This is a genomic window from Actinomycetota bacterium, assembly GCA_014360645.1.
Lineage (GTDB): Bacteria > Actinomycetota > Geothermincolia > Geothermincolales > RBG-13-55-18 > Solincola_B.
On the sequence record JACIXD010000005.1, the window covers coordinates 23,557 to 45,492 of the forward strand.

Consider the following 21,936-nt stretch of genomic DNA (forward strand, 5'->3'; position numbering starts at 1 on the left):
GCTTCACGCTACTCTACCCTCTGGCCTTCCTTGACCTTGCCGACCCCTTCCACCACCACGCGCTCGCCGGGGTCGAGGCCGGAGAGGACCTCTACCCACTCCTCGGACCGCACCCCCACCTCTATCTCCCTGCGGGCGGCCTTTCCGTCCACCACCACGTAGACGTAGCGGGCGCCGTCTTCATCCATCACCGCGGTCACGGGGACGGAGATGATGTCCTTTTTGCTCAACACCTTGATGTCCACGGTGGCGTTGTATCCCAGGCGCAGGGGAATATCGGTGCGGTCCATCTCCACCACCACCGGGAAGACGGTGGATCCGGATGAGCCCGTCTTCGACTTCACGCCCACCTGCGCCACCCTCCCGGTGAAGATGAGCTCGGGGTAGGCGTCCAGGAACACCTCCACCTCCTGGCCTTCCTGCACCTTGGGTATATCCGCCTCCTCCACCTCCGCGAGCACCCGCATGTTCTGAAGATCCACGATCTGGAAGGCGGTCTGGCCGGCGCTGAGCTTGGAGCCCACCTTGAGCTCCGCTCCCTCGCCGCCTCCACCCAGGAGCCCGCCCAGGTCCCCCCCGAGAAAAGCGCTGAGGTCGCCGAATCCGGAGACCAGCGAACCCAGCCCGCCGAGCATCTCGGTGAGCATGTCCGTGGGCAGTCCCCCCGAGGGCGCGGCGAAGACCACATAACCCGACACGGGCGCGACGATATCGGGACTCTTGGTGCCCTCCATGACGCGCTGGTAATCGTAGCGCGCCGCCTCCACCCGCGCTGCGTCGGCCGCGGCCGCGCTGGAGGGATAGCCGGAGTAGGCTATGGGGGGAGGGCCGGTACGGTTCGCCACCGCCTCCAGGTAGTTCTGTCTTTCCTCCGCCAGCAGGGACTTGAGGAACTCCTGCTGGTCGGGGGGGAGAAAGGGCACGATGACCGGCATCATGTCCAGAAAATCCAGCACCGCCTGGTCGATCTGGCCCTGTATCTGCGTGAACGCCTGGTAGGCGTATTCCACGCTCTTGTACATGGCCAGGGAGTTGTTCCACTGGCCCCGCAGGATGTCCCCTATGGAGGCGCTGGTGAGGTAGTCGGCCTTTGCCTTGGCCGCCTGGGCCGCGAGCTCGGCCGCATCAAGGGTAGCGATGGCCTGACCGGCGGTGACGTAATCGCCCTCCTTTACGTGCAGCGCGGTGATGGTCCCGCCCACGAGGGGCTTTACGTCCACCGGCTGGGCGGCATCGAGGGTGCCGACGGCGGATACCTTCCTGCTCACGTCCCCTCTGGTCACCTCGGCGACCCTGACTCCCTCGATAGAGGAGCCGAAGCACCCCGCGCAGAGGCAGAGCAGACCCGGCAGCAGGACGGCGGCTGCAATCCTTGCGATGACCTTCAACGCATCAAATCCTCCAGGCCATAAACCCCCAACCCCCCTGCGAGACGTGGGCCTCGTGCATCATACTATATCCGCGGGTGTTTAGGCAGTCAATGAGACCGCGGGCATGGGCACCGCGCCTATGCGTCCCACGCGCGCGGGCGCCGTTCCCAATACCTCCGGGGGGCGGGGCGACCCACAAAATGCGTCCCACGCGCGCGGGGGCCGTTCTCTCACGGCAGCAACGGGAGCACGCCGGCCAGTACGGACGACGCGGCCTGGGGCGGCGCGGCCCGGCCCGCATGCATGCCCGCCATCCCGGCGGCGGTGATGAAGAGGTTCCAGTTGTAACAGGCGGCGCACAGGAAGGCCAATCCCACCATGACCGGGAAGAAGGCGAGGAAGGTGAACAGCCTACCCCAGCCGCGTGGCGGCGCCACGAAACCGGCCACGATGAGCAGCGCGCCGGCGGCGCTGACCATCCACAGGGGCGTCCCCATGCCCGGAACGCCCGCACCGCCGGAGAAGAGGCTCCCGATGCCCGGCGAGGGCTGGATCTCCACCCCGGTCTGGCGCAGGGGAAGCACGGCCTGGAAGAGCAGGTAGGCAAGGGGGAGCAGGAGCAGGCATCCGGTCAGGATGAACATCGGACCCCTGCCGACCCTTACCGCGAGGAAGACGAGGGTGATAACGATGCCCACCGCGACCACCAGGCCCACGGTCAGGAATTCCGTGCCCTGGTAGGGCAGCATGCCCGGACCGCCCAGGAGATCTGGGCGTCCCTGCGTAAAGGCGCCCTGGTGGGTGAACATGCCGATATCCATGCCTTTCTTCCAGGAAAAAGATTCCATGAAGCTGGAGAGAGCCAGCGCCGCGCCCGCCGCCCCGACCGCCAGCAGCGCAAGGACGTCCGTGGCGCCGAAGGACTTTTCGCCCCTTGCGGCGCGGTCCCTTTTGGCGGCGCGCATGTCTCCCGGCTCCACCTCTGCCAGGGCTCCGGGCGTGAGCAGCGCCGTTTGCTCCCTGCCCTCGCGCGGCGCCGCGCGCCCGGACACCGGCGTCCTGGCCCTCACCGGGGACAGGGGGCTGCCGCATTCCTGGCAGAAGCTGTTGCCCTCCGGGTTGGGTGCATAGCATTCCGGACAGGTGACGGTGGCTCGCCTCACGGTGCGGGGCGGCGGTGGGGGCGGGGCGCCGCCGGGCACCACCTGGGTCCTCTCCGGGTCCATGGCCGGCGTCTCCCGCGCAGGCGTCTCCGTTCCCCGGGGCGGCGGCTCCGGAAGGGGCGCCGCGCCCCTTGCCTCCCCGGCGATGACGTAATCCGCCTCCGGCGGCAGGTAGTAGTCGGGGCGTTCGCGCGGCGGAGACGGGGATACCGGCAGCTCTCCGGGCCCTCGAGGGGGCTGCGGCGGTATGGTCTCCTCCAGCAGCGGCGGGCGCCCCGGGACCGCTTCGCCGCCGGAAGTCACCCCCGCCTCCACGCCGTGGGCGTCGCGAAAGGCGCCGGCACCGGGCACGGGGGCGGGAGGGGGCTGCGGCGGCCGTATGTCGGGGGCGGGCGTTGGGGCCTGTCTTTCCGTGACCGAGGGCGGTCCCGGAGCGGTAGAGGGAGCGGGCGTCTCCGGAAGCGGCGCCCCTGCCGGGGGAGCCGCATGACCCGGAGCCCCGCCGGTCCCGGGGCCTCCTTCCCGGGCGGGTGTGGTGACCGCGCTCTCGGCCGCCTCCTCGATAATGCGTATCTCCTCCACCACCGACCTTCCCGCCTCCACGCCGTGGGCGTCGCGAAAGGCGCCGGCACCGGGCACGGGGGCGGGAGGGGGCTGCGGCGGCCGTATGTCGGGGGCGGGCGGTGGGGCCTGTCTTTCCGTGACCGGCGTCGCGGCCTGACCGGGCGGTGGGGCCTGTCTTTCCGTGACCGAGGGCGGTCCCGGAGCGGTAGAGGGAGCGGGCGTCTCCGGAAGCGGCGCCCCTGCCGGGGGAGCCGCATGACCCGGAGCCCCGCCGGTCCCGGGGCCTCCTTCCCGGGCGGGTGTGGTGACCGCGCTCTCGGCCGCCTTTCCGGTCCCGGCCCGGGGCACCGCGGGCATGGGAACGGTACGGTCCTCCGCCCCGGCAACCCGGGGCGGCGCCTCCGCAGTCCCCGCTCCTCCGGAAGAGGGGACCGTGCCGGCTACATGAACGCTGCCTCCAACGTGAGGCATCCCCTCTCCCGGCACCCCCTCTTCCCCCGCAGGCCGCGGCCTCTTCTCCAGTTGAGCGAAAGGCGCGTCCGGGAGCGGGGTCCCGCAGGACATGCAGAAAGCGGCGTCAGGCTTGTTCTTCTGGCCGCACTTCGGGCAATTCACTTCCATGCCAACCTTTCCTCCGGAAACGCATATCCTTTAAACATATGTTAACCCTCCCAGCGAAAACCATTAACGCCATCGCGGCCGGCCTCATGGCGGGAGGCTCGACCGCCGCTCTTTCTAAATGGTTATCCGCGCCCGCGCAAATGTCCTTGTGCGCCGGGGATGGCGGTGCGCCATCCCGCCCGGGGAGGGGGTGGATATCCCGCGCGTCCGCGGCTTGCGGGGTAGGGGGAAGGTGGTCGAGTTATCCGCGCCCGCGCAAATGTCCTTGTGCGCCGGGGATGGCGGTGCGCCGTCCCGCCCGGGGAGGGGGTGGATATCCCGCGCGTCCGCGGCTTGCGGGGTAGGGGGAAGGTGGTCGAGTTATCCGCGCCCGCGCAAATGTCCTTGTGCGCCGGGGATGGCGGTGCGCCGTCCCGCCCGGGGAGGGGGTGGATATCCCGCGCGTCCGCGGCTTGCGGGACAAGGGGAAGTCCCCGGGCTTGCTGTTGCGTCGCTCTTACCGTTACGGGGACGCCGGTGCGCATACGGAGGTGGCGGCCGGAAATCCGGCGCTCATCAGTCCGTAACGCCTTGCGACGAGGTCGCGGGCGTTCATGAGAACGCGGGGCTACGGAGCGAATCAAGCCCGCATGAACGCGGCCGAGCCAGAATGCATGCAGGGCGCCCCGTCCATCCCTTCCCGTGGCGATGCCGCGCAGCTCTATCGCTCTCCAAATCCCCGCATCTCACTTCCCGCCTAGGCCTTGAGGACCAGGACCGGCCGCTCGCTCTCCCTGACCACCCTCTGGGCGACGCCCCCCAGAAAGCCCCCGGTGGTGCGATAACCGAAAGCCCCGATGATGATGAGGGAGGCGTTCATGTCCTCGGCCACCTGCAGTATCCACTGCGCGGGGTTGCCCTCGACCAGCTTCACGCTGACGCTCCTGCAGGAGGGGGCAAGAGAGTCGGCAAACTCCTGGAGGGCCTCCATCTCGCTCCTGGCCTTCTCCTTCCTGGCCTTGAAGGCGGCGTCCCATCCGAAGGTGGATTTTCCCTCCTGGACGTGCAGCAGGGTCACCGGAGCGCAGAAGGATGCGGTGAAGTTTTCCAGAACAGGCTTGATCTTCTCCGCGTATTCCGAGAAGTCGTTGGCGATGAGGATGTTCTCCAACAGGAGCTTGCACACGTTCTCGCATGCGAACCCGCCGCCCTCGCCCTCGTTGACCCTGCATTGCTGGATCATCACCGGCCGGTCGGAGAGCGCCAGCACCTTTTCGCTCACGCTGCCCAGCAGGAGGCGGTTGAAGAACCCTTTGCCGTGCGCGCCCAGGTAGATGAAGTCGACGTCCTCCTCCCGGGCGGTCTCCACGATGGTCGGTGCCGGACTTCCCGCCTTGATCACCGTCTTGACCTTGTAGCCGCTCCCGTCCGTCCTCCCCGCCAGCAGCTCCATCTGCCGCCGCGCCTCTTCCTCCATGGCCGTGTAGGCCGGGCTCAGGTGCTCGCCGTACTCCGCGTGCATCTTGGCGTCGATGACGTGGAGGAGCACCATCTCGTTCATGCCCACTCCCGCCAGCTCGCCGGCGCACTCGAGCATCCTTTCCGTAAAGGGAGAGAAGTCCACCGCAAACAAGACTTTCTTCAGCATTTTCCCCTCCGTTTCTTTGCCTTATCCCCGTCCGATCGCCCGTCGACGCGAGAAAGCCGAGCCTGTCCGCGCAGGTTTCCCGCCGTGACGGCCGCCTCCGCCTCCTCGCTCGAAACCGTCATACGCCGCCTTGCGGCGCAGGCAGCACGCGCGTTCCTTTCAATATCTCCGGCCGTGTACACCTCTTTATATCGCCGCCATCTTCTATTCTTGCCATTTGCGGGGATTTTACTCGTCATTTTTCGTCGCCCCCACGACAAGGCCTGCCGGCTCACCGGTTGCGGCATCCCGCGGGCGGCACGACCCGGCATCCACGATGAGCCGCACGGCCGGCCGTTGGAGGAAGAAAGCGACGAAGTCGTTCAGGGCATGGGCGGTGATGGGGAGATGCGGGGGTCAAGATCCCCAGATGACCACGAGGGGGAGGAAGAAAGCGACGAAGTCGTTCAGGGCATGGGCGGTGATGGGGAGATGCGGGGGTCAGGATCCCCAGATGACCACGAGGGGGAGGAAGAAAGCGACGAAGTCGTTCAGGGCATGGGCGGTGATGGGGAGATGCGGGGGTCAAGATCCCCAGATGACCACGAGGGGGAGGAAGAAAGCGACGAAGTTGTTCAGGGCATGGGCGGTGATGGGGGACCAGAGGTTGTCGTTGTACTCGTAGAGAAGGCAGAAGATCACCCCTGCCAGGGTCCGCCCGATAAGCCCGAAGACGCTGAAGTGAACGGCGGAGAAGAGGAAGCCATTGAGGAACGCGGCGCCCCACAGACCCATGCGGTCTCGCATGGCCGGATACAGGTACCCCCGGAAGAAGAGTTCCTCGCAGATGGGAGCGGCAACGATGATGATCAGCCCGGCGATGAAGACGTCCGCGCCCGTGAGTTCCTTCACGTTCACGTCGAAAAACCCCTGCAGCCAGCGCTCGACGTTCTCCAGGCTCCGGAACATCCCCGCCGACATGAGGCCGCTGGCCACGGCCAGCCAGAAGGCGAGCGATCCTCCCACCAGCCCCAACCCCAGGCTGGCCGGGAGATTGCGCCCGTTCAGGCGCATCTCCTCCAGGGGGTTCCCGTAGCGGTAGACGACCAGGAAGGCGAAGGCCAGGGTGGAGGAATAAAGGAGCAGGGAGATGAGGAGTTGAGCCGCTCCCACGGAGACCTCCTCTCCCTGGCGCATCATGTAGGTCATGAGGCCGTTGAGCAGGAAGGGCACGGGGAGAAAGGCGAGCCCCGGCCACAGCTTCCAGGGGACGCCCGCATACATCGCTCCCGCATCCCGGGACCGGGCCCCGCTCCCGCCCGGGGTTCCGGCGCGGGCGTCGCGGAAACAGGCCTCGCACCAGCTCCTGTTCCCCTCCACCCTCCTGCACCCCGCGCAGATGAGAGCTCCGCACCTCGCACAACGCGTCACCGCCCTCACTCCGGGGTGGTAGGCGCAGGTGGCCACCAGCTTCGCCGCCACGGGAGCGCCGCCCTCCGGAGATCCCGCACCGGGGCCGGCGGGAGGAGCCGCTCCCGCGCGAACGGCCCCCTCTCCCGGCGGAGAGGATGAAGGCGGGACGGGGGGAGGCGCGCTTGATGCCGGGTGGTAGGGGGAAGGCGAGGGGGTGACGGGACGAGCGTGTTCTCCCTGCGGGGGCCGCGCCGGCTCCTGCCTGGAAACGGTTTCCATCTCCCCCGCGGTGCCCCCTCCAGCAGGCGCGTTTCCGGCCGCCCGGAAATGTCGGCCCTCCGCCCGGGCGGCGCATTCGCGGCACCAGGGGCGCGCCGCCGCCTCCACCAGGCATTCGCGGCAGAGATATCTTCCGCAGCCCGCGCAGCGGGCCACCGCCGGCTCACGTGCGTGCACCTCGCAATAAGGACGCTGCATGCCTCTCCCGCGCCTTTCCCAGAGCGCCGCCCCGGGCTATCCGCCGACGAGAACGGTTATCAGCACCACCGCCAGGTTATACATAGAATGCGCCAGCATGGGCGCCACCAGGGATTCCGTCTTCTCGTACAGGTAGGCGAGGATCATGCCCACCAACACCAGGGAGAGCATGAAGAGGGGCTGCATGTGCAGCGCTCCGAAGATCACCCCGTTGAGCGCTATCGCCCCCCACACCCCCAGGCGCCTGCGCAGCGCGGGGTAGAAGAGCCCCCGGAAGAAGAGCTCCTCGAACACGGGCGCCAGCACCACCGTCACCAGCACCAGCAGCACCAGGCTGCCTCCCCCCAGGTCGCGCAGGTGTTCGCTCTCCGCGCTCACCGGGCCGCGGCCGGCCAGGAGATAAAAGGCCAGGTAGACGAGGAAAAACGCCGCGTAGCTCAGGGCCACCGCCGCCATCGCCCCCAGCCACCCGAAGGCGAGGGTGCGGGAGGGTTTTCCCCAGCGCAGGCCCAGCTCCTCGCGCCCTCTGCCGTGCCGCCGCGGGATGACGGCCACACACAGGGCGATGAGGGGGCAGAGAAAGAGCGCGTAGGCCAGGTAGTTATAGATGACAGGGTTGTCGGTGGAGACGAGGAGCACCACGCCCAGCACGGTGTAGATGCCGAAGATCGCCAGCCAGGATAACAACACCTCCGCCAGCCCCCAGTCCGCCCTCCACCACCTCCGTTCGCTCTCGCCGGCCGGCTCGGCCACGGGAGGAGCCGGCGCGGCGGGTGGAGCCGCGGGTGGAGTGGCCGGCGCCCATCCGGGTCCGTATCCCCAGGCCGGCACGTCTCCACAGCCCGGAAACGCGGCAGGAGGCGGAGGAGCCGGCGCGGCGGCGCATACGGGGCAGAGATGACGCCCGGAGATGAAGCGGGCACACCGCGCGCAAGCCGGCCTCCCGCAAAGCACGCACACGGCGAAAGCGGGCTCGTAGGGATGCCATGCGCAGCGGGGCAGCCGGGGGAGGATACCCTCTTCCCCGCCTCCGCGCGCGCTCCCCTCCATCTAATACCCCTGGATGAGCTCCGCTATCTGCACGGCGTTCAGCGCCGCGCCCTTGCGCAGGTTGTCCGCCACGATCCACATGTTCAGGGCGCGCGGACAAGAGGTGTCGGCGCGGATCCGGCCCACGTAGCAGGGATCCTTCCCGGCGGCGTCCAGCGCCAGCGGATAGAGGTTGTTCGCGGGGTCGTCCACCACCTCCACTCCCGGTGCCCCGGCCAGGATGCCTCTCGCCTCTTCCGGGGAGATCGCCTCCTCGAACTCCGCGTTCACGGACTCGGAATGGCCTATGAAGACGGGCACCCGTACCGTGGTCGCGGACACCGGCAGATCCGGAAGGCCCATGATCTTCCTGGTCTCGTTGACCATCTTCATCTCTTCCTTTGTGTGGCCGCCGTCCAGGAAGACGTCGATGTGCGGCAGGCAGTTGAAGGCGATGGGGTGCGGGTAGACGCGGGCGGTCGGCTCCCTCTCCTCCAGCACCTCCCTGGCTTGCTGCCGCAGCTCCTCCACCGCGTCCTTCCCCGTCCCGGAGACGGACTGGTAGGTGGAGACCACCACCCTGCGCAGAGGCGAGCGGTCGTGCAGGGGCTTGAGCACCACCACCATCTGGATGGTGGAGCAGTTGGGGTTGGCGATGATGCCGCGGTGGCGGCGGGCATCTTCGGGGTTGACCTCCGGGACCACCAGGGGCACGTCCTCCTGCATGCGGAAGGCGCTGCTGTTGTCCACCACCACCGCCCCCGCCTCCACGGCCAGCGGGGCGAAGCGCCGCGAGATCTCCGCGCCGGCGGAAAACAAGGCGAGGTCGATCCCCCGGAAGGAGCCCTCGTCCAGCACCTCGACCTCCACCTCCTCGCCGCGGAAGAAAAACCGCCGCCCCCGCGAGCGTTCGGAAGCGAGCAGGCGCAGTTCCGCCACGGGAAAGCCCCTCTCCTCGAGGATCTCCCGCATCGCCTGGCCCACCATCCCGGTGGCCCCGACCACGGCTACCCTGAGCTCCCTGGCCATGTTCTCCTTCTCTTTCCCCTGCTCTACCTCGCCCGCTGATGCCTGTCCGCCTCTTGCCGGCCATGCCGGTCTTTATCTCCTCCGCAACGAATCGGCATGGTTAAAAATGCCAACACCCTTTCCTTTCACCGGCCGGGCCGGGTTTTCCTTCCCTTTTCCGCCTTCCTTCCCCACGTTCCCCCGCTCCCGTCCTGCACCCGGGGCGTCGCCCGCGGGGTGCCGTTTCGCGGCGCACGAGCCCGAAGCCCTGAACGCCGCTCGGCCGGAACGCCCCGGCCGCGCGCCTTCCCGCCCGCGGGGCTCAGGCCCGCATCACCACCCCCCTGTCCAGGCCGAACTTGGCATGGATGGCCCTCACCGCCTTGAGGGCGTCCTCGGCGCGGATGACGCAGCTTATCTTGATGGTCGAGGTGCTGATCATCTCGATGTTGATCCCGTTCTCCGCCAGCGCGCTGAACATGTCCGCGGCCACCCCGGGGTGGGTGCGCATCCCCGCGCCCACCAGACTGACCTTGGCGATGCCCTCGTCCACCGCCGTCCCCGCCGCCCCCAGCTCCACCGCGACCCTTTCGCTGATCTCCGCCGCTTTGGCCAGATCCTGCAGGCCCACGGTGAAGGAGATGTCCGTCCTCTGGTCGGCGCTCACGTTCTGGATGATCATGTCCACGTTTATGTTCTCGGCGGCCAGGGCCTGGAACAACCTGGCAGCCACGCCGGGGCGGTCCGGGACGTTGAAGACGGTCACCTTCGCCTCCTCCGTCTCGTGCGTCACCCCGCTGATGATCGCCTTCTCCATGCGCTCGTCCCCCTCCGAGATCCACGTTCCCTCCTCGCGTGAAAAGCTGGACCTCACATGAATCACCACCCCGTAGTTCCTCGCGAACTCGACGCTGCGCAACTGCAGCACTTTCGCGCCGGTGGCGGCCATCTCCAGCATCTCCTCGTAGGAGAGGTGCGAGAGCTTGCGCGCCTCCGGCACCAGCCTGGGGTCCGCGGTATATACCCCGTCCACGTCGGTATAGATCTCGCACACCTCCGCCCCCAGGGCCGCGGCCAGGGCCACCGCCGTGGTGTCGGAGCCCCCGCGCCCCAGGGTGGTTATCTGGTCGTCCAAGGTCACTCCCTGGAAGCCGGCGACGATGACGATGTTTCCCTTCTCCAACTCGTCCAGTATACGGCCCACCTTCACGTCCAGGATCTTGGCTTTGGTGTGGGCGCCGTCGGTCACGATGCCCACCTGGGCGCCCGTGAAGGAGATGGCCTCGTACCCCAGCTCGTGGATGGCCATGGAGAGCAGGGCAACGGAGATCTGCTCCCCGGTGGCGAGCAGCATGTCCATCTCCCGCTCGCGCGGAGAGGGGGTTATCTCGTAGGCGAGCTTGACCAGGCGGTCGGTGGTGTCTCCCAGGGCGGAGATGACCACCACCACGTGGTCCCCGCTTCTCCTGGCTTCGCAGACGCGGCGCGCCACGTTGCGTATGCGCTCGGTATCCGCCACCGAGGTGCCGCCGTATTTCTGAACCGTGATCTTCAACCTGCGCCGCCTTCTTCTCCTCGCGGCCTTGCCCGCACGGGGCGGGCAGCCTCCCTTTTCCAGCCCGATCCCGGGACGCCGGCCCTTCTTTAGAAGTGTGGGCGAAGATGGCGACCGGAGTCAAGGCGACCTGGCCCTCTCCCTCACGGATCGGTCCCATGAAGGAAAAGGTTCGTGGGCGCTATACGGCGCGAGCAAGGTGCTCGCGACCCACATGGCGGCGATCTCGGCCGGCGGCCGGGACGTGAGCCTTGTGCGCGACAGGCATCCGTCGAGAGCGGAGTCGGGAAAACGCCCTCGCGTGCGGAGGGGATGGGAAGTTGGGCGCGGTATCCGGTCGCGGCTCTCAAAACGCCCTCGCGTGCGGAGGGGATGGGTGTAGTCCCCTCCCCGAATCGTGTGCCTACACAAAACGCCCTCGCGTGCGGAGGGGATGGTGTCCCGGGATCACTTCTGCGGAGGGTCGGCGGCGAGACGGCTCCGGGCAGTCAAATGAGCGCTGCCTGCCCCGTGCACGAGGTACCCGTAGGCCTCGAGCCGCGCAGCCCCGCTGCCCTGTCGACAGCGGCATCGATAATGCGACGTATCTTGAACGAATGCCCTGGACTGAGCCGCGCTTTCCCGGTCATTGCCGCTGCGTTCCTCGCGCAGCGACATCTGGCACCCCGCCCCCCGGAGGTCGAGAGGTCAAAGCTCGAGGCGCCCTTTCAGCGCCCGTCCCAGGGTGATCTCGTCCGCGTATTCCAGGTCTCCCCCTACCGGGAGACCGCTGGCGATGCGCGTAACCTTGACCCCCAGCGGCTTGAGGAGACCGGCGAGGTAGGAAGCGGTGGCCTCCCCCTCCACCCTGGGGTTGGTGGCCATGATCACCTCGCTGACCCCGTCCCTACGCACCCTCTCCAGGAGCTCCCTGACCTTGAGGTCCTCCGGCCCGATGCCGTCGATGGGAGAGATGGCGCCCCCCAGTACGTGATAGAGGCCGCGGAATTCCCCCGTGCGCTCCACCGCCACGATATCCTGCGGCCGCTCGACCACGCAGACCAGCGATGGGTCGCGCCGCGGGTTGGCGCAGAACTCGCAAAGCTCTCCCTGGGCGAAGTTGAAGCACCGCGAGCAGAAGGTGACCTTCTCCCTCGCCTCCACGATGGCCTCGGCTAGGGCGCGCGCCTCTTCCGGAGGCACCTTTAGCAGGTGAAAGGTGAGGCGCTGGGCGGTCTTCTGGCCTATGCCGGGGAGTTTGGAGAGCTCCTCCACCAGGCGCGCGATGGGCTGGGCGTACAGCAACGTCGCGCTCCCGTCAGGTGAGGCCGGGGATCTTGAGCCCCTTGGTGAAGGCCCCCATGCGCTCCTCCGCCAGTTCACGGGATCTGCGCAGGGCCTCGGACACCGCCGCCAGCACCAGGTCCTCCAGCATCTCCACATCCTCCGGGTCCACCGCCTGGGGGTCGATCTTCACCTCCAGCACGTTCTGCTGCCCGTCGGCCACAACCTTCACCATGCCGCCCCCCGAGGTGGCCTCCACGCGCTCCTCCGCCAGGGCTTCCTGCGCCTCCAGCATCTGGCGCTGCAGCTTCTGCGCCTGTTTCATCATCTTCTGGATGTTTCCGTTCATGGTCACCTCCGCCTCATCGAGCCGCACCCTTCGCGGGGCCGGGACGCCTCCCCGGCCGGGCATGGGCCCGGGCTCCGCACCGCGCGGTATTCCGCCGCCGCGCCCGGATTGCCCGCGGCGGTTCCCGCGGCGCCCCTTCCGTCCCGTCGCTTCCCGCCTCGCGTCTCTCCCGCGCTCGTCCTCCGTCTATTCCCCCAGGGTGATCTCCTCGATCACCTCCGCTCCGAAGATGTCCTTGACCAGCTTCACCCTGCCCGCATCGTGCCCCTCGGCCGCGGCGCCGGCGTAGGGCCCGCGCCTGCCGGTCCTCTCCGGCTCGCCGCGCTCCCTGACAGGGGCGGTCTCCGGGGGTGCCTCTTCCTCTTCCTCCTCCGTCTCGGCCGGTCCCCTCTTCTCCGCGGCCTCTCTTTCCGGCCCGCTTCCCTTCGCCGTCCCGGGCTCCTCCGCCGGCGCGGCCGCCTTCCCTGCCGGCACCTCGCGCTCCCGCTCCACGCGCTCCGCCGCCTTCTCCTTTTCCCGCCCGGCGGGGGGTCGCGGAACGCCTTTCGAGCCCTCCTCCAGCCTCGTTATCACCTTCAGCCCGACGCCCAGCACCTCTTCCAGCGCGGCCTCGAGCACTTCCTTGTTGGCATCTTTTTCCATCTCGCCGCGGTGGAACGAGCGTTCCGGCGGGAAGGAGAGCACCAGCTCCCCTCCCTCCACCTCCGCCGGCCTGCCTTCCAGCAGGAGGGCGTGCACGGTTATCTTCCTCTCCTTCACGCGCTCCCTGATCTGGGGCCAGGACCTCTTCACCGTCGCCACGTCCAGCGGCATTCCGGCGGGCTGCTCCGCGTACGGACGCCCCGCCGCCTCCTCGCGCCGTTCCGGCGGCCTCTCCACCGACGGCGCGTCCGGGGGTTTTTCCGCGCTCTTTCCGGCCCCGGCTGTCCCACGCGGCGCGGCTGGGGGAGCCTTCGCGGCCGGCCTTTCCGCTTCCGCCGCCGAGAGGGCGCCCCGGCGCGCCATCCTCTCCAGCTCTCCCTCCAACCTCTCCACACGCGCCAGGATGGCCTCGGGAGCGGGATCGAGCTCCGCCACCGCCATGCCCACCAGGGCGCTCTCCAGCAGGAGCCGGGGCGAGGAATCGGAGCGCATCTCCCTCTCCGCCTCCGCGAGGGCGGCGATGAAGTGGTGGAGACGCCCGGCGGGGATGCTCTCGGACTGCTCGCGCATGCTCGCGTAGGCCTCCTCGTCCACCTCCAGCTCCTCGGAAGAGAAGCCGGCTTGCTGGAGAAGCAGGACCTTGCGGAAGTGCTCCCGCGCACCGCGCGCGAACTGAGCCAGGTCCTTTCCCTCCTCGTAGGCCCTTTCCACCACCGCCAACGCCCCCGCCGCATCTCCGGCGGCCAGGCGGTCGCCCAGCTCCACCAGCAGTTCGTCCTCCACCATGCCCAGAAACCCCGCCACCCCGGCCTCGTCCACCTCGCCGTCCCCGTAGCTGGCTACCTGCTCCAGCAGCACCAGGGCGTCGCGAGCCGAGCCCTTGGCCCTGCGGGCGAGGAGGCGCAGCGCTTTCTCGGTGATCCTGATCCCCTCGCGCTCGCTCACCACGGCCAGGTGTTCCGCGAGCCTTTTCGCGGAGACGCCGCGAAAATCGTAGCGCTGGCAGCGGGAGAGGATGGTCTGGGGCATCTTGTGCGGCTCGGTGGTGGCGAGCACGAAGACCACGTGCTGGGGTGGCTCCTCCAGCGTCTTGAGAAAGGCATTGAAGGCCTCCTTGGTGAGCATGTGCGCCTCGTCCAGGATATACACCTTGATGCGCGCCGAGGCGGGAGAGAACACCACGCGCTCCCTCAGGTCGCGGATGTCGTCTATGCCGCGATTGGAGGCGGCGTCCACCTCCACCACGTCCACCGAGGTTCCCTCGGTTATCTCCCTGCAAGGCGCACAGCGGTTGCAGGGGTTGGGGGTGGGTCCTTCCTCGCAGTTCAGGGCCTTGGCCAGGATGCGCGCGGTGCTCGTCTTCCCGGTCCCCCGCGGCCCGGTGAAGAGGTAGGCGTGGGAGAAGTTCCCGTTGCGCAGGGAATTCGCCAGGGTACGGGTGACGTATTCCTGCCCCAGCACCTCCTCAAAGTTCTGGGGCCGCCATTTCCTGTACAGCGCCACGTAAGCCATGGTCATCTCCCGCTCGCCGGGATGCGTCCGGCCCCCACCGCCGGGCGTCGTTCAAATATACAGGTGTGATCGTGCACCCTTCCTCGACTCCCGGCCCCAAGCGCTACACGGGTAGTTGGCTCCGGACAGGTTGATCTGCGGCACACGAGAAGATTTGCTTACCGCTGCTTCCTTCCGGACCTGACGGGGTTCGCAAGTTCCCGTTGCGCAGGACCCGACCTTCAACACCACTTGCCTGTGCGCAATACTCAAGACCGGAGAGCCTCAGTTGGGGATTCGGCCCCGCTGTAGCGGATTGCGGGTTCAGGGCACCGCTAGCTCCCCGCTTAGCACGATCACGTCTCTAGTATATCACGGGGCGGCGACGTGGTAGCGGAGCAGCGCGGATCGCCTTGCCTGGAGGGATGGCGGGCTCCCGGTCATCCCCGGCCCGGAAGGCACGGGTGGAGCCGACGCGATCCCGGACGACCGTTCCGGATACGGCCGCGCGACGCTCGGCCCTTGACGCCCACGCCATGGCACGGGAGGCAAGCCAACACGCCAGGGCGGACCGCCCGCCGGTCGGCGCCGTTCCGCCCTGGCGAAGGGCATGCGTCGATCCTTCCCGCTGCCGGCGGCGCATTCCGGGGGCGCTTCCCGACGACTCCGGGCCGGGGGGCGTCGTCGGCGGAGGGGACGGTTCGAGGCCAAGGCCGGCTGCGCATCTGCAAGGGCGGCGAGGAGAGGGAGGCCGAAGTGTATAATAATAGAACGGTAGGGCGGTACGGCGGGAGGAACGATGGGTGAAAGCGAGTTCGGGGAAAGGGTGTCCACCGGCAACACCGAGCTGGACGCCATGATGGACGGAGGCCTGCTCCGTGGATCGGTGACCTTGGTGACCGGAGCCCCGGGGACTGGCAAGACCTGCCTGGGCCTGCAGTTCATCTATCGCGGCATCACGGAAATGGAGGAACCGGGCCTCATCGTGACCTTCGAGCATTTCCCCAAGAAACTGCTGCGCGACGCTTACTCCCTGGGCTTCGACCTCCCGGAGATGGAGCGGAGGGGGATGCTGCGCATCCTCTTCACCTCGCCAGAGATCTTCTTCGAGCAGGCACAGGCGTCCGGAGGCCTGCTGGACACCATGGTGGAGGAGCTGGGGGCACGGCGCGTGCTCATCGACTCCATCTCCCACCTGGAACGGCTGACGCGTGACCCGGTGAGGCTGAGGGAGGTGGCCTTCACCTTCGTCAACGCCCTCCTCCGCCACGGGCTCACCGCGGTGGTGACGCAGGAGGACCCGGACATCACCGGGGACATGGCCGCCGCCCAGTACGGCATATCCTACCTGGTGGACGCGGTGATCGTGCTGCGCTACGTGGAGCTCGATTCCAGCATCGGCAGGGCCATCCTGGTGCTCAAGCAGCGCGCCAGCTCCCACGACAAGAGGATCAGGGAGTTCCGCATCTCCACCGGCGGTATCGCCATCGGCGACCCCTTCACGGACCGAGAGGGAGTGCTGTCGGGGTTGCCGCGCAAGCGGGAGGTAGAGGCGTTCGTGGAGGTTTTCGGCAGGAAGGGCAAGTCATCTTCCAAGGGGGAGGTGGGATGATGGCGGACAAGATCCTGATCGTTGACGACGACCGGGAGATGGTGGAGCTCATCGAGCTCTTCCTGCGCAACGCCGGTTACGCCACCATCTCGGCCTTCTCGGGCGAGGAGGCCCTCGAGAAGACCTTCCACGAGAAACCCGACCTCATCCTGTTGGACATCATGATGCCGCGCATCGACGGCTGGGAGGTGCTGCGGCGCATCAAGAACGACCCCGAAGCCCGCGACATCCCCGTGGCCTTCATCACCGCCCGTACTCAGAACATCGACAAGATGATCGGGCTCTCGGTGATGAAGGCGGCCGGCTATATCACCAAGCCCTTCAGCAAGCAGGAGCTGCTCAGCGAGGTCAAGCGCATACTCGACGAGCGAGGCGGAGGACCGCCGTCGCCCTAGGGGGCGGGTTTCTCGGAAGGGGGGCGTTGATGTTGAAAGAATGGTGGAAGACGCTGTCGCTCTTCCTCTGGTTCTACAACACCTCTGCGACCGCCGTGCTCCTGGTGTATTTCGCCGGGATCTGCCGCATGGCGGAGGAGAAGTTCCAGGGAAGGACGTTTTACTTCCTGCTCCCCATCTTCTTCGTGCTCATGGGGGGCAGCACCCTCGTCTATTCCTTGTCGGACTCCATCGTGGCCATCAAGATATGGTATGCCTTCTGGCCCACGGCCGCGGGGCTGATCCTCTTCGTAGTGGTATACCGCGCCTACCGCCTGATGATGGGAAGATGAGCTACCTCTCCTCCGCCCTGTACGTGGTCGGCCCCATCTCGGTGGCGGTCCTTCTGCTCCTGCTCGCCGCCATGGGGAAGCGCTTGGGGCAGGCCCTGGAGCTCCCCCCCTACTACCGTCTGTACTACGTCTCTTTTTTCTTTTTTGTCGCTCCGCTTCCCGCCGCCTGGATCCTGCTGCTCACCGGCGCCTGGGGGCTCCCCGACCCGGAGCCGCTCACGGGCCTGATCATCAAGATCGCCGTGGCCTCCATCCCCATGGGCCTGGCCATCACCTTCGCGCTCATCGCCAGCGCGAGGTACTGGGGGTGGATCTGGGGAGAGCTCGCCCGTTCCCGTCGCAGGAAGGAGAACGAGGGTGAGGGGTGACGCAAGGAGCAGAGCCGCGGCGGCGGCGATGGCGGCCGTCCTCCTGCTGGTGATCGCCTCCCTTGCCGCCGCCGTGGCGGGACGGCGGGCCGTTACCCTGGCCCTGCTCATCCCGGCCGCGCTGTGCGCCGCCGTCTCGACGGCGGCCGCTCGCCGGAGGGTCCGGCAGCCCTCTTCCGCGCCGCCCCGGCAGAGCGAGGGCTCCGTGCTGCTGGAGGCGATCCCCTCTCCCGCCCTGTTGGTGAGCTCCCGAGGGACCATCCTGGAGGCCAACCGGCGCGCGGCGGAGTTCATCCCTCTGCCGGGCGGAGCGTTGAGATCCCTCGCGGGCAGGGAACTGGACGAGGTCTTCATGCCTCCCTATTTCGGGGCCTGGACGCCGGCGCTCAAACGGGCCCTGGAATCCGAGGTCCCCCTGGAGATCCGGCAGGAGCAGTATTATCTGGAGGATTATTCTGGAATATGCCGGGTGTGGCTCTCCGCCCTGCCGGGCGACGGCGGCACGCACCGCGTGCTGGTTATCATCCAGGACATCACCCAGGAGGCCTGGGAGCGCGCCGCCTTGCTGGAAGCGTCCGAGCGCGAAGCGGGCGTCTTCGAGGGCGTGCCGGTGAAGATCGCCGTCCTGGACCGCAACTTCCGCCTCGTGCGTTGCAACCAGTCCATGATGCGCTGGATCCTCGACTCCTGCGGCTTGGACGAGAGCCGCCTCCCGGGCCTTCCCGCCCTGGACATCATGCCGCAGGAGTTCCGCCCCGACTGGAAGCACATCCTGAGGAGGGTGCTGGTCGAGGGACGCTCCTTCGAACAGCCCCGCGTGCACCAGGTAGTGGGGGGGGCGGAGTTCTTCCACCGCGTGCGCCTGCACCCCATTATGGACGAGTCCGGGAACGTACACGAGGCCCTGCTGCTCTTCGAGGACGTCACGGAGTACGTGCGGCTCGAGCGCCGCTTGGCGGAGACCACCGACTACCTCAACCTGCTCATCGAGAGCTTGAACGACGGCTTCTACGCCATGGACGCGGAGGGAAAGTTCTCCTTCTGCAACCAGGCGTTCCTGGACATGCTAGGCCTGCGGAACAGCTCGGACCTCTTCGCGAAAGAGCCCGTGGACATCGTGATGCCCGAGGAGGCACCGAAGATCGAGCGCATGCTGGAGCGGCGTCGTCGGGGGGAGAAGGTCTTCTTCGAGACCCTGCTGCGGCGCAGCGACGGGAGCTCTCTGCCGGTGCAGATCAGCTCCGCTCCCCTCTTCCGCTCCGGCGAGTTCGCCGGCATCGTGGGCATAGCCCATGACCTGAGCGAGCGGCGCCGCCTGCAGGCCATGGTGGAGGAGAGCCACAAGTACCTGGAGATCGCCTACGAGGAGCTCTCGGTGCTGGACAAGATGAAATCCGATTTCATCGCCATCGCCTCCCACGAGCTGCGCACGCCCCTCTCCATCATCAAGGGATACGCGGACGCCTTCCAGTTCGGCGAGCTGGGAGAGCTCACGCCCTTCCAGATGGACAAGATCAGGATCATCAACGCCCGCGCGGACCAGATGACCAAGATCATCAACGACCTCCTGGACATCACGCGCATGGAGGAGGGGCGGCTGGTGGGTGAGAGATGGCCCGCGCCGGTGGAGGGCCTGGTGCTCAACGCGGCCTCGGAATACGAGGGGCGGGCGCAGCAGGCGGGGCTCACGCTGCGCCACTCCGTGGCCGAAGGCCTGCCGGCGGTGAGCGTGGACGTATGGCGTATCCACCAGGTGCTGGAGAACCTCATCGGCAACGCCATCAAGTTCACCCCTCCCGGGGGGGAGATCGAGGTGTCGGCGCGCTTGGCGGAGGACCCGGACATGGTGGAGATGGAGGTGCGCGACACCGGTCCCGGGATACCGCTCGAGCAGCAGCGTAAGTTATTTACCATGTTTTACCAGATTGAGACGGACTCCACGCGTTCCGCGGGAGGCCTGGGCCTGGGCCTGGTCATCTCCAAGGGGATCGTGGAGGGTCACGGGGGGCGCATATGGGTGGAGAGCGAGCCGGGCAGGGGCTCGTCCTTCAAGTTCACCCTCCCCGTGCACAGGGAGGGCTGAGGGGTGCGGGCTGTTTCGCCGGGAGACCGCGGACCCGCAGTGAGCGACGTGCAGAAGAGGCTCTTTGAGCTCGGCTTCGCCCCCCCGGGGATGGAGTCGGAGATGCGCGAGGCCTATTACGGCGAGAGTACGGCGCGGGCGGTGCGCGAGTTCCAGGAGAAACGCGGCCTGCGCGCGGACGGGAAGGTGGACGAAAACACCTGGCACGTGCTGGTGGAGGCCTCCTACCGCCTTGGCGACCGCTTCCTGTATCTCCGCGTTCCTCCCTTCCGCGGGGATGACGTGCGCGATCTGCAGCGCTACCTCAACCGCCTCGGCTTCAATGCCGGGCGCGAGGATGGCATCTTCGGCCGGGATACCGACCGGGCCCTGCGCGCCTTCCAGCACAACATGGACCTCCCCGTGGACGGCATCGCCGGCTCCTCCACTCTCTCCTGTCTCCGGCGGCTGCGCCATGCGCTGAAGGACACCAGCGTGGCCGAGGTCCACGAAGCCATTATCGACCTCTCTTCCCGCGGCATGGAGGGACGCACGGTGGCGCTGGACGCCGGCGAGGGCGACCCTCGCGCCGAGGACGCCGTGCGCCTGGCGGCGGGCGAGCTGCGGGCGTTGGGCCTGGCGGTGGTGCTGACCGGCGGCGTCTCATCCGGAGTCCCCGAGGGCCAGCGGGCGCGCCGGGCCAACGACTGCGGCGCGGACATCGTGCTCGGGCTGCGGTCATCGGAGGGGGGCGGGGTGCGCGTGCTCTACTTCGGGAGCGGCGATTATTCCTCGCCGCGCGGCAGGCGGCTGGCTTCGCTGCTGCACGAGGAGCTGGAGCGGAAGGGGGTGGCGCCGCTCTTTCCTCCCGAAGCCCGCAGCTACCCCATGCTGCGGGAAACGCGCATGCCCTGCGTGATCGCCGAATACGGCGTGGAAGTGGATCCCGTCTCCGCCTTCCGTCCCGCCCTGGTAAGGGCGGTGGCCGCATACTTCGAACCCGACGGGGATTGATCAGGCCGAAGGCTCGACGTCCTCGATCACCACCTCGACCTCCTCGACCGGGAGGTCGGTAAGCCCTTCCACGTATTCCTTGACCTTGTCCGCGACCTCGCGCGCGAGGGAAGGGATGTCGGTGCCGTATCGCACCTTCAGGTGCACGCCCAACCGGTAGGAGGAATCCTCGCGACTCACCTTTATCCCCCTATGCACGAACTCGCGCCTGACGCGGGAGGTTATGCTCTCCACCGCCCCGGGCTGGCATATCTCGGCGCCCTCTATCTCCTCCACCGCCTGCGCCGCCAGGGCTGCGATGGCCTCGCGAGATACCTCCACCCGCTCGCCCCTGGTCTCTTCCTTCATAGTTCCTTCCTGCCGTGCTTGATGGAGCTTATGGTCACCCTGCCGCTGGAGATGTCGAAGCGCATGGTCCTTCCGTAGTTCCCTCCCGTGTCCTCCGCCACCAGCCTGATGCGGTGATCTCGCAGGGCCGCCTTCGCGGCCTCCACGTTGCGTTCACCGATCTGCATCCCCAGGCAGGGTCCGGGGACGTTGCGCGGGTTGGTGGCCCCCGGAATGGTGAACATGCACGCCCCTCCGGCGATCTTGGCCTTGATGTCGGAGCGGCGCGAGCCAAGTTTTTCCATCTCCTCCACCATGGCCTTGATGGCCGTGTCCGCGAACTTGCCGGGGTTGCCCTTCTTGCTGATGGCGGTGGAGTCGGGGAGCATGATGTGGGCCATGCCTCCTATACGGCGCTTTTCGTCGTACAGGACCACGCCCACGCAGCTGCCCAACCCGTAGCTCGCCAGCGTATGCGGGTTGTGGGTGACGTAATACTCCGCCACCCCTATGTTCACCGTATCCTGCGGCTCCTGCAAGTCGCTCCTGCCCATGGCTCCCTCCTCGTCCCCGCCGGCATCCGCACCGGTCTCCCGGTGGGGGCGCGCCTGGCGGGGCCGGGCCGCCTTCATGGCCTCCCGCCTTCCCTCAACCGCTCACCCCCAGTCTCCCCAGTATGAGGTCGAGGGACCCGAGGTCCGGGAAGAGGATGAGGTGTCCCTTGATCACATGTTCCAGTATGTCGAACTCCGTCTCGATCACCAGCACGTAATCCTCGGACTGGCTTATCTCCACCAGGATGAAATCGATTATCGCCCCTGCCATGTCCATGGCGAAGCCCGGCACCGAGGGCCGCAGCAGGATGCCGGTCATCTGGGAAAGGGCGTTGAGGTAGGAGCCCGCGAGGATGCTCCCCGTCTCCTGCAGCGCGGACTGCTCCATGGTGGAGAGCTCTCCCGCCTCGCTGCCGCTCACCATGAGGTGGGCCAGCTGGTTGGCGCTGTGCTCCTCCAGCAGCAGCAACATGCTCCCGGAGGCCTCGCCGCTTATATGAAGGTAGATGCCCACCACCGGCGTCTCCGCCCCTCCGACCAGGTCCGAGACCCTGACCAGGGGCACCAGGGTAGCCCGCGGAACACTCAGCAGCACCTTCTTGTCCACCATGGTGGAAAGGGCGACGGCCGCGTTCCCGGAACCGATATTGCCCACCTCTCTCAGCGCGTCCAGCTGAAGTGGCGTCAGCCCTCTCCTTTCCGCCATCTCTCCTCCTTTCGA

General features: G+C 67.6%; 19 protein-coding genes, 1 other RNA gene, 1 pseudogene and 1 CRISPR repeat array. Of the genes and pseudogenes, 6 read left to right on the forward strand and 15 right to left on the reverse strand.

Going from position 1 to position 21,936, the window contains the following annotated elements; all coding sequences use genetic code 11:
* Positions 1–8: 8 nt before the first annotated feature.
* The 12 genes and pseudogenes from H5T74_05465 to ffs form a co-directional block, all read right to left on the reverse strand.
* On the reverse strand, positions 9–1,388 hold the full coding sequence (locus H5T74_05465; protein MBC7229824.1) for an efflux RND transporter periplasmic adaptor subunit: 1,380 nt from the start codon (positions 1,386–1,388) through the stop codon (positions 9–11).
* A gap of 212 nt (positions 1,389–1,600) precedes the next feature.
* Positions 1,601–3,718, reverse strand: coding sequence for a zinc-ribbon domain-containing protein (locus H5T74_05470; GenBank protein ID MBC7229825.1), 2,118 nt, complete (start codon positions 3,716–3,718; stop codon positions 1,601–1,603).
* A gap of 736 nt (positions 3,719–4,454) precedes the next feature.
* Positions 4,455–5,345, reverse strand: coding sequence for a universal stress protein (locus H5T74_05475; GenBank protein MBC7229826.1), 891 nt, complete (start codon positions 5,343–5,345; stop codon positions 4,455–4,457).
* Positions 5,346–5,909: 564 nt separating this feature from the next.
* Positions 5,910–6,806, reverse strand: coding sequence for a CPBP family intramembrane metalloprotease (locus H5T74_05480; GenBank protein MBC7229827.1), 897 nt, complete (start codon positions 6,804–6,806; stop codon positions 5,910–5,912).
* A 312-nt stretch (positions 6,807–7,118) separates the two neighbouring features.
* Positions 7,119–7,214, reverse strand: a pseudogene (locus tag H5T74_05485) (rhomboid family protein).
* A 36-nt stretch (positions 7,215–7,250) separates the two neighbouring features.
* Positions 7,251–7,967 carry a CPBP family intramembrane metalloprotease gene (locus H5T74_05490; protein ID MBC7229828.1) on the reverse strand — a complete coding sequence of 239 codons (717 nt, stop codon included), beginning with the start codon at positions 7,965–7,967 and terminating at the stop codon, positions 7,251–7,253.
* 297 nt (positions 7,968–8,264) lie between these two features.
* Entirely contained in the window at positions 8,265–9,272 is a 1,008-nt protein-coding gene (locus H5T74_05495) for an aspartate-semialdehyde dehydrogenase (protein MBC7229829.1), read from the reverse strand.
* A gap of 301 nt (positions 9,273–9,573) precedes the next feature.
* A complete protein-coding gene (locus H5T74_05500) occupies positions 9,574–10,806 on the reverse strand; it encodes an aspartate kinase (protein MBC7229830.1) in 1,233 nt (410 codons plus the stop codon).
* 288 nt (positions 10,807–11,094) lie between these two features.
* Positions 11,095–11,243: a CRISPR direct-repeat array (repeat unit 28 nt; unit sequence AAAACGCCCTCGCGTGCGGAGGGGATGG).
* A gap of 250 nt (positions 11,244–11,493) precedes the next feature.
* The gene (recR, locus tag H5T74_05505) at positions 11,494–12,090 is read right to left on the reverse strand and encodes a recombination protein RecR (GenBank protein ID MBC7229831.1); all 597 of its coding nucleotides are present in this window, start codon (positions 12,088–12,090) and stop codon (positions 11,494–11,496) included.
* A 13-nt stretch (positions 12,091–12,103) separates the two neighbouring features.
* Positions 12,104–12,418 carry a YbaB/EbfC family nucleoid-associated protein gene (locus H5T74_05510; GenBank protein ID MBC7229832.1) on the reverse strand — a complete coding sequence of 105 codons (315 nt, stop codon included), beginning with the start codon at positions 12,416–12,418 and terminating at the stop codon, positions 12,104–12,106.
* Between the two features lie 186 nt (positions 12,419–12,604).
* Complete coding sequence (gene dnaX, locus H5T74_05515) at positions 12,605–14,578, reverse strand: DNA polymerase III subunit gamma/tau (GenBank protein ID MBC7229833.1); 1,974 nt, start codon at positions 14,576–14,578, stop codon at positions 12,605–12,607.
* 63 nt (positions 14,579–14,641) lie between these two features.
* Positions 14,642–14,907, reverse strand: an RNA gene (gene ffs / locus H5T74_05520) — signal recognition particle sRNA large type.
* A 443-nt stretch (positions 14,908–15,350) separates the two neighbouring features.
* On the opposite strand from ffs, the gene H5T74_05525 reads away from it, so the two are divergent.
* The 6 genes from H5T74_05525 to H5T74_05550 are packed head-to-tail and all read left to right on the forward strand — an operon-like array spanning position 15,351 to position 20,334.
* Positions 15,351–16,163: an ATPase gene (locus H5T74_05525; protein MBC7229834.1), complete on the forward strand. Its 813-nt coding sequence runs from the start codon at positions 15,351–15,353 to the stop codon at positions 16,161–16,163.
* A complete protein-coding gene (locus H5T74_05530; GenBank protein MBC7229835.1) occupies positions 16,163–16,558 on the forward strand; it encodes a response regulator in 396 nt (131 codons plus the stop codon). The genes H5T74_05525 and H5T74_05530 overlap by 1 nt, the downstream gene beginning before the upstream one ends.
* A 29-nt stretch (positions 16,559–16,587) precedes the next feature.
* Positions 16,588–16,890 (forward strand): hypothetical protein, encoded by a 303-nt coding sequence (locus tag H5T74_05535; GenBank protein MBC7229836.1) that lies wholly within the window; start codon positions 16,588–16,590, stop codon positions 16,888–16,890.
* Positions 16,887–17,258, forward strand: a complete 372-nt coding sequence (locus H5T74_05540; protein MBC7229837.1) for a hypothetical protein — start codon at positions 16,887–16,889, stop codon at positions 17,256–17,258. Before H5T74_05535 ends, H5T74_05540 begins: the two co-directional genes overlap by 4 nt.
* Positions 17,248–19,341, forward strand: coding sequence for a PAS domain-containing protein (locus H5T74_05545; GenBank protein ID MBC7229838.1), 2,094 nt, complete (start codon positions 17,248–17,250; stop codon positions 19,339–19,341). Before H5T74_05540 ends, H5T74_05545 begins: the two co-directional genes overlap by 11 nt.
* A gap of 3 nt (positions 19,342–19,344) precedes the next feature.
* Entirely contained in the window at positions 19,345–20,334 is a 990-nt protein-coding gene (locus H5T74_05550) for a peptidoglycan-binding protein (GenBank protein ID MBC7229839.1), read from the forward strand.
* Here the strand turns inward: H5T74_05550 and H5T74_05555 are convergent, their stop codons facing one another.
* The 3 genes from H5T74_05555 to H5T74_05565 form a co-directional block, all read right to left on the reverse strand.
* The gene (locus H5T74_05555; GenBank protein MBC7229840.1) at positions 20,335–20,682 is read right to left on the reverse strand and encodes an Asp23/Gls24 family envelope stress response protein; all 348 of its coding nucleotides are present in this window, start codon (positions 20,680–20,682) and stop codon (positions 20,335–20,337) included.
* Positions 20,679–21,215, reverse strand: coding sequence for a chemotaxis protein CheD (locus H5T74_05560; GenBank protein MBC7229841.1), 537 nt, complete (start codon positions 21,213–21,215; stop codon positions 20,679–20,681). Before H5T74_05560 ends, H5T74_05555 begins: the two co-directional genes overlap by 4 nt.
* A 94-nt stretch (positions 21,216–21,309) precedes the next feature.
* The gene (locus H5T74_05565) at positions 21,310–21,921 is read right to left on the reverse strand and encodes a chemotaxis protein CheC (protein ID MBC7229842.1); all 612 of its coding nucleotides are present in this window, start codon (positions 21,919–21,921) and stop codon (positions 21,310–21,312) included.
* Positions 21,922–21,936 lie beyond the last annotated feature (15 nt).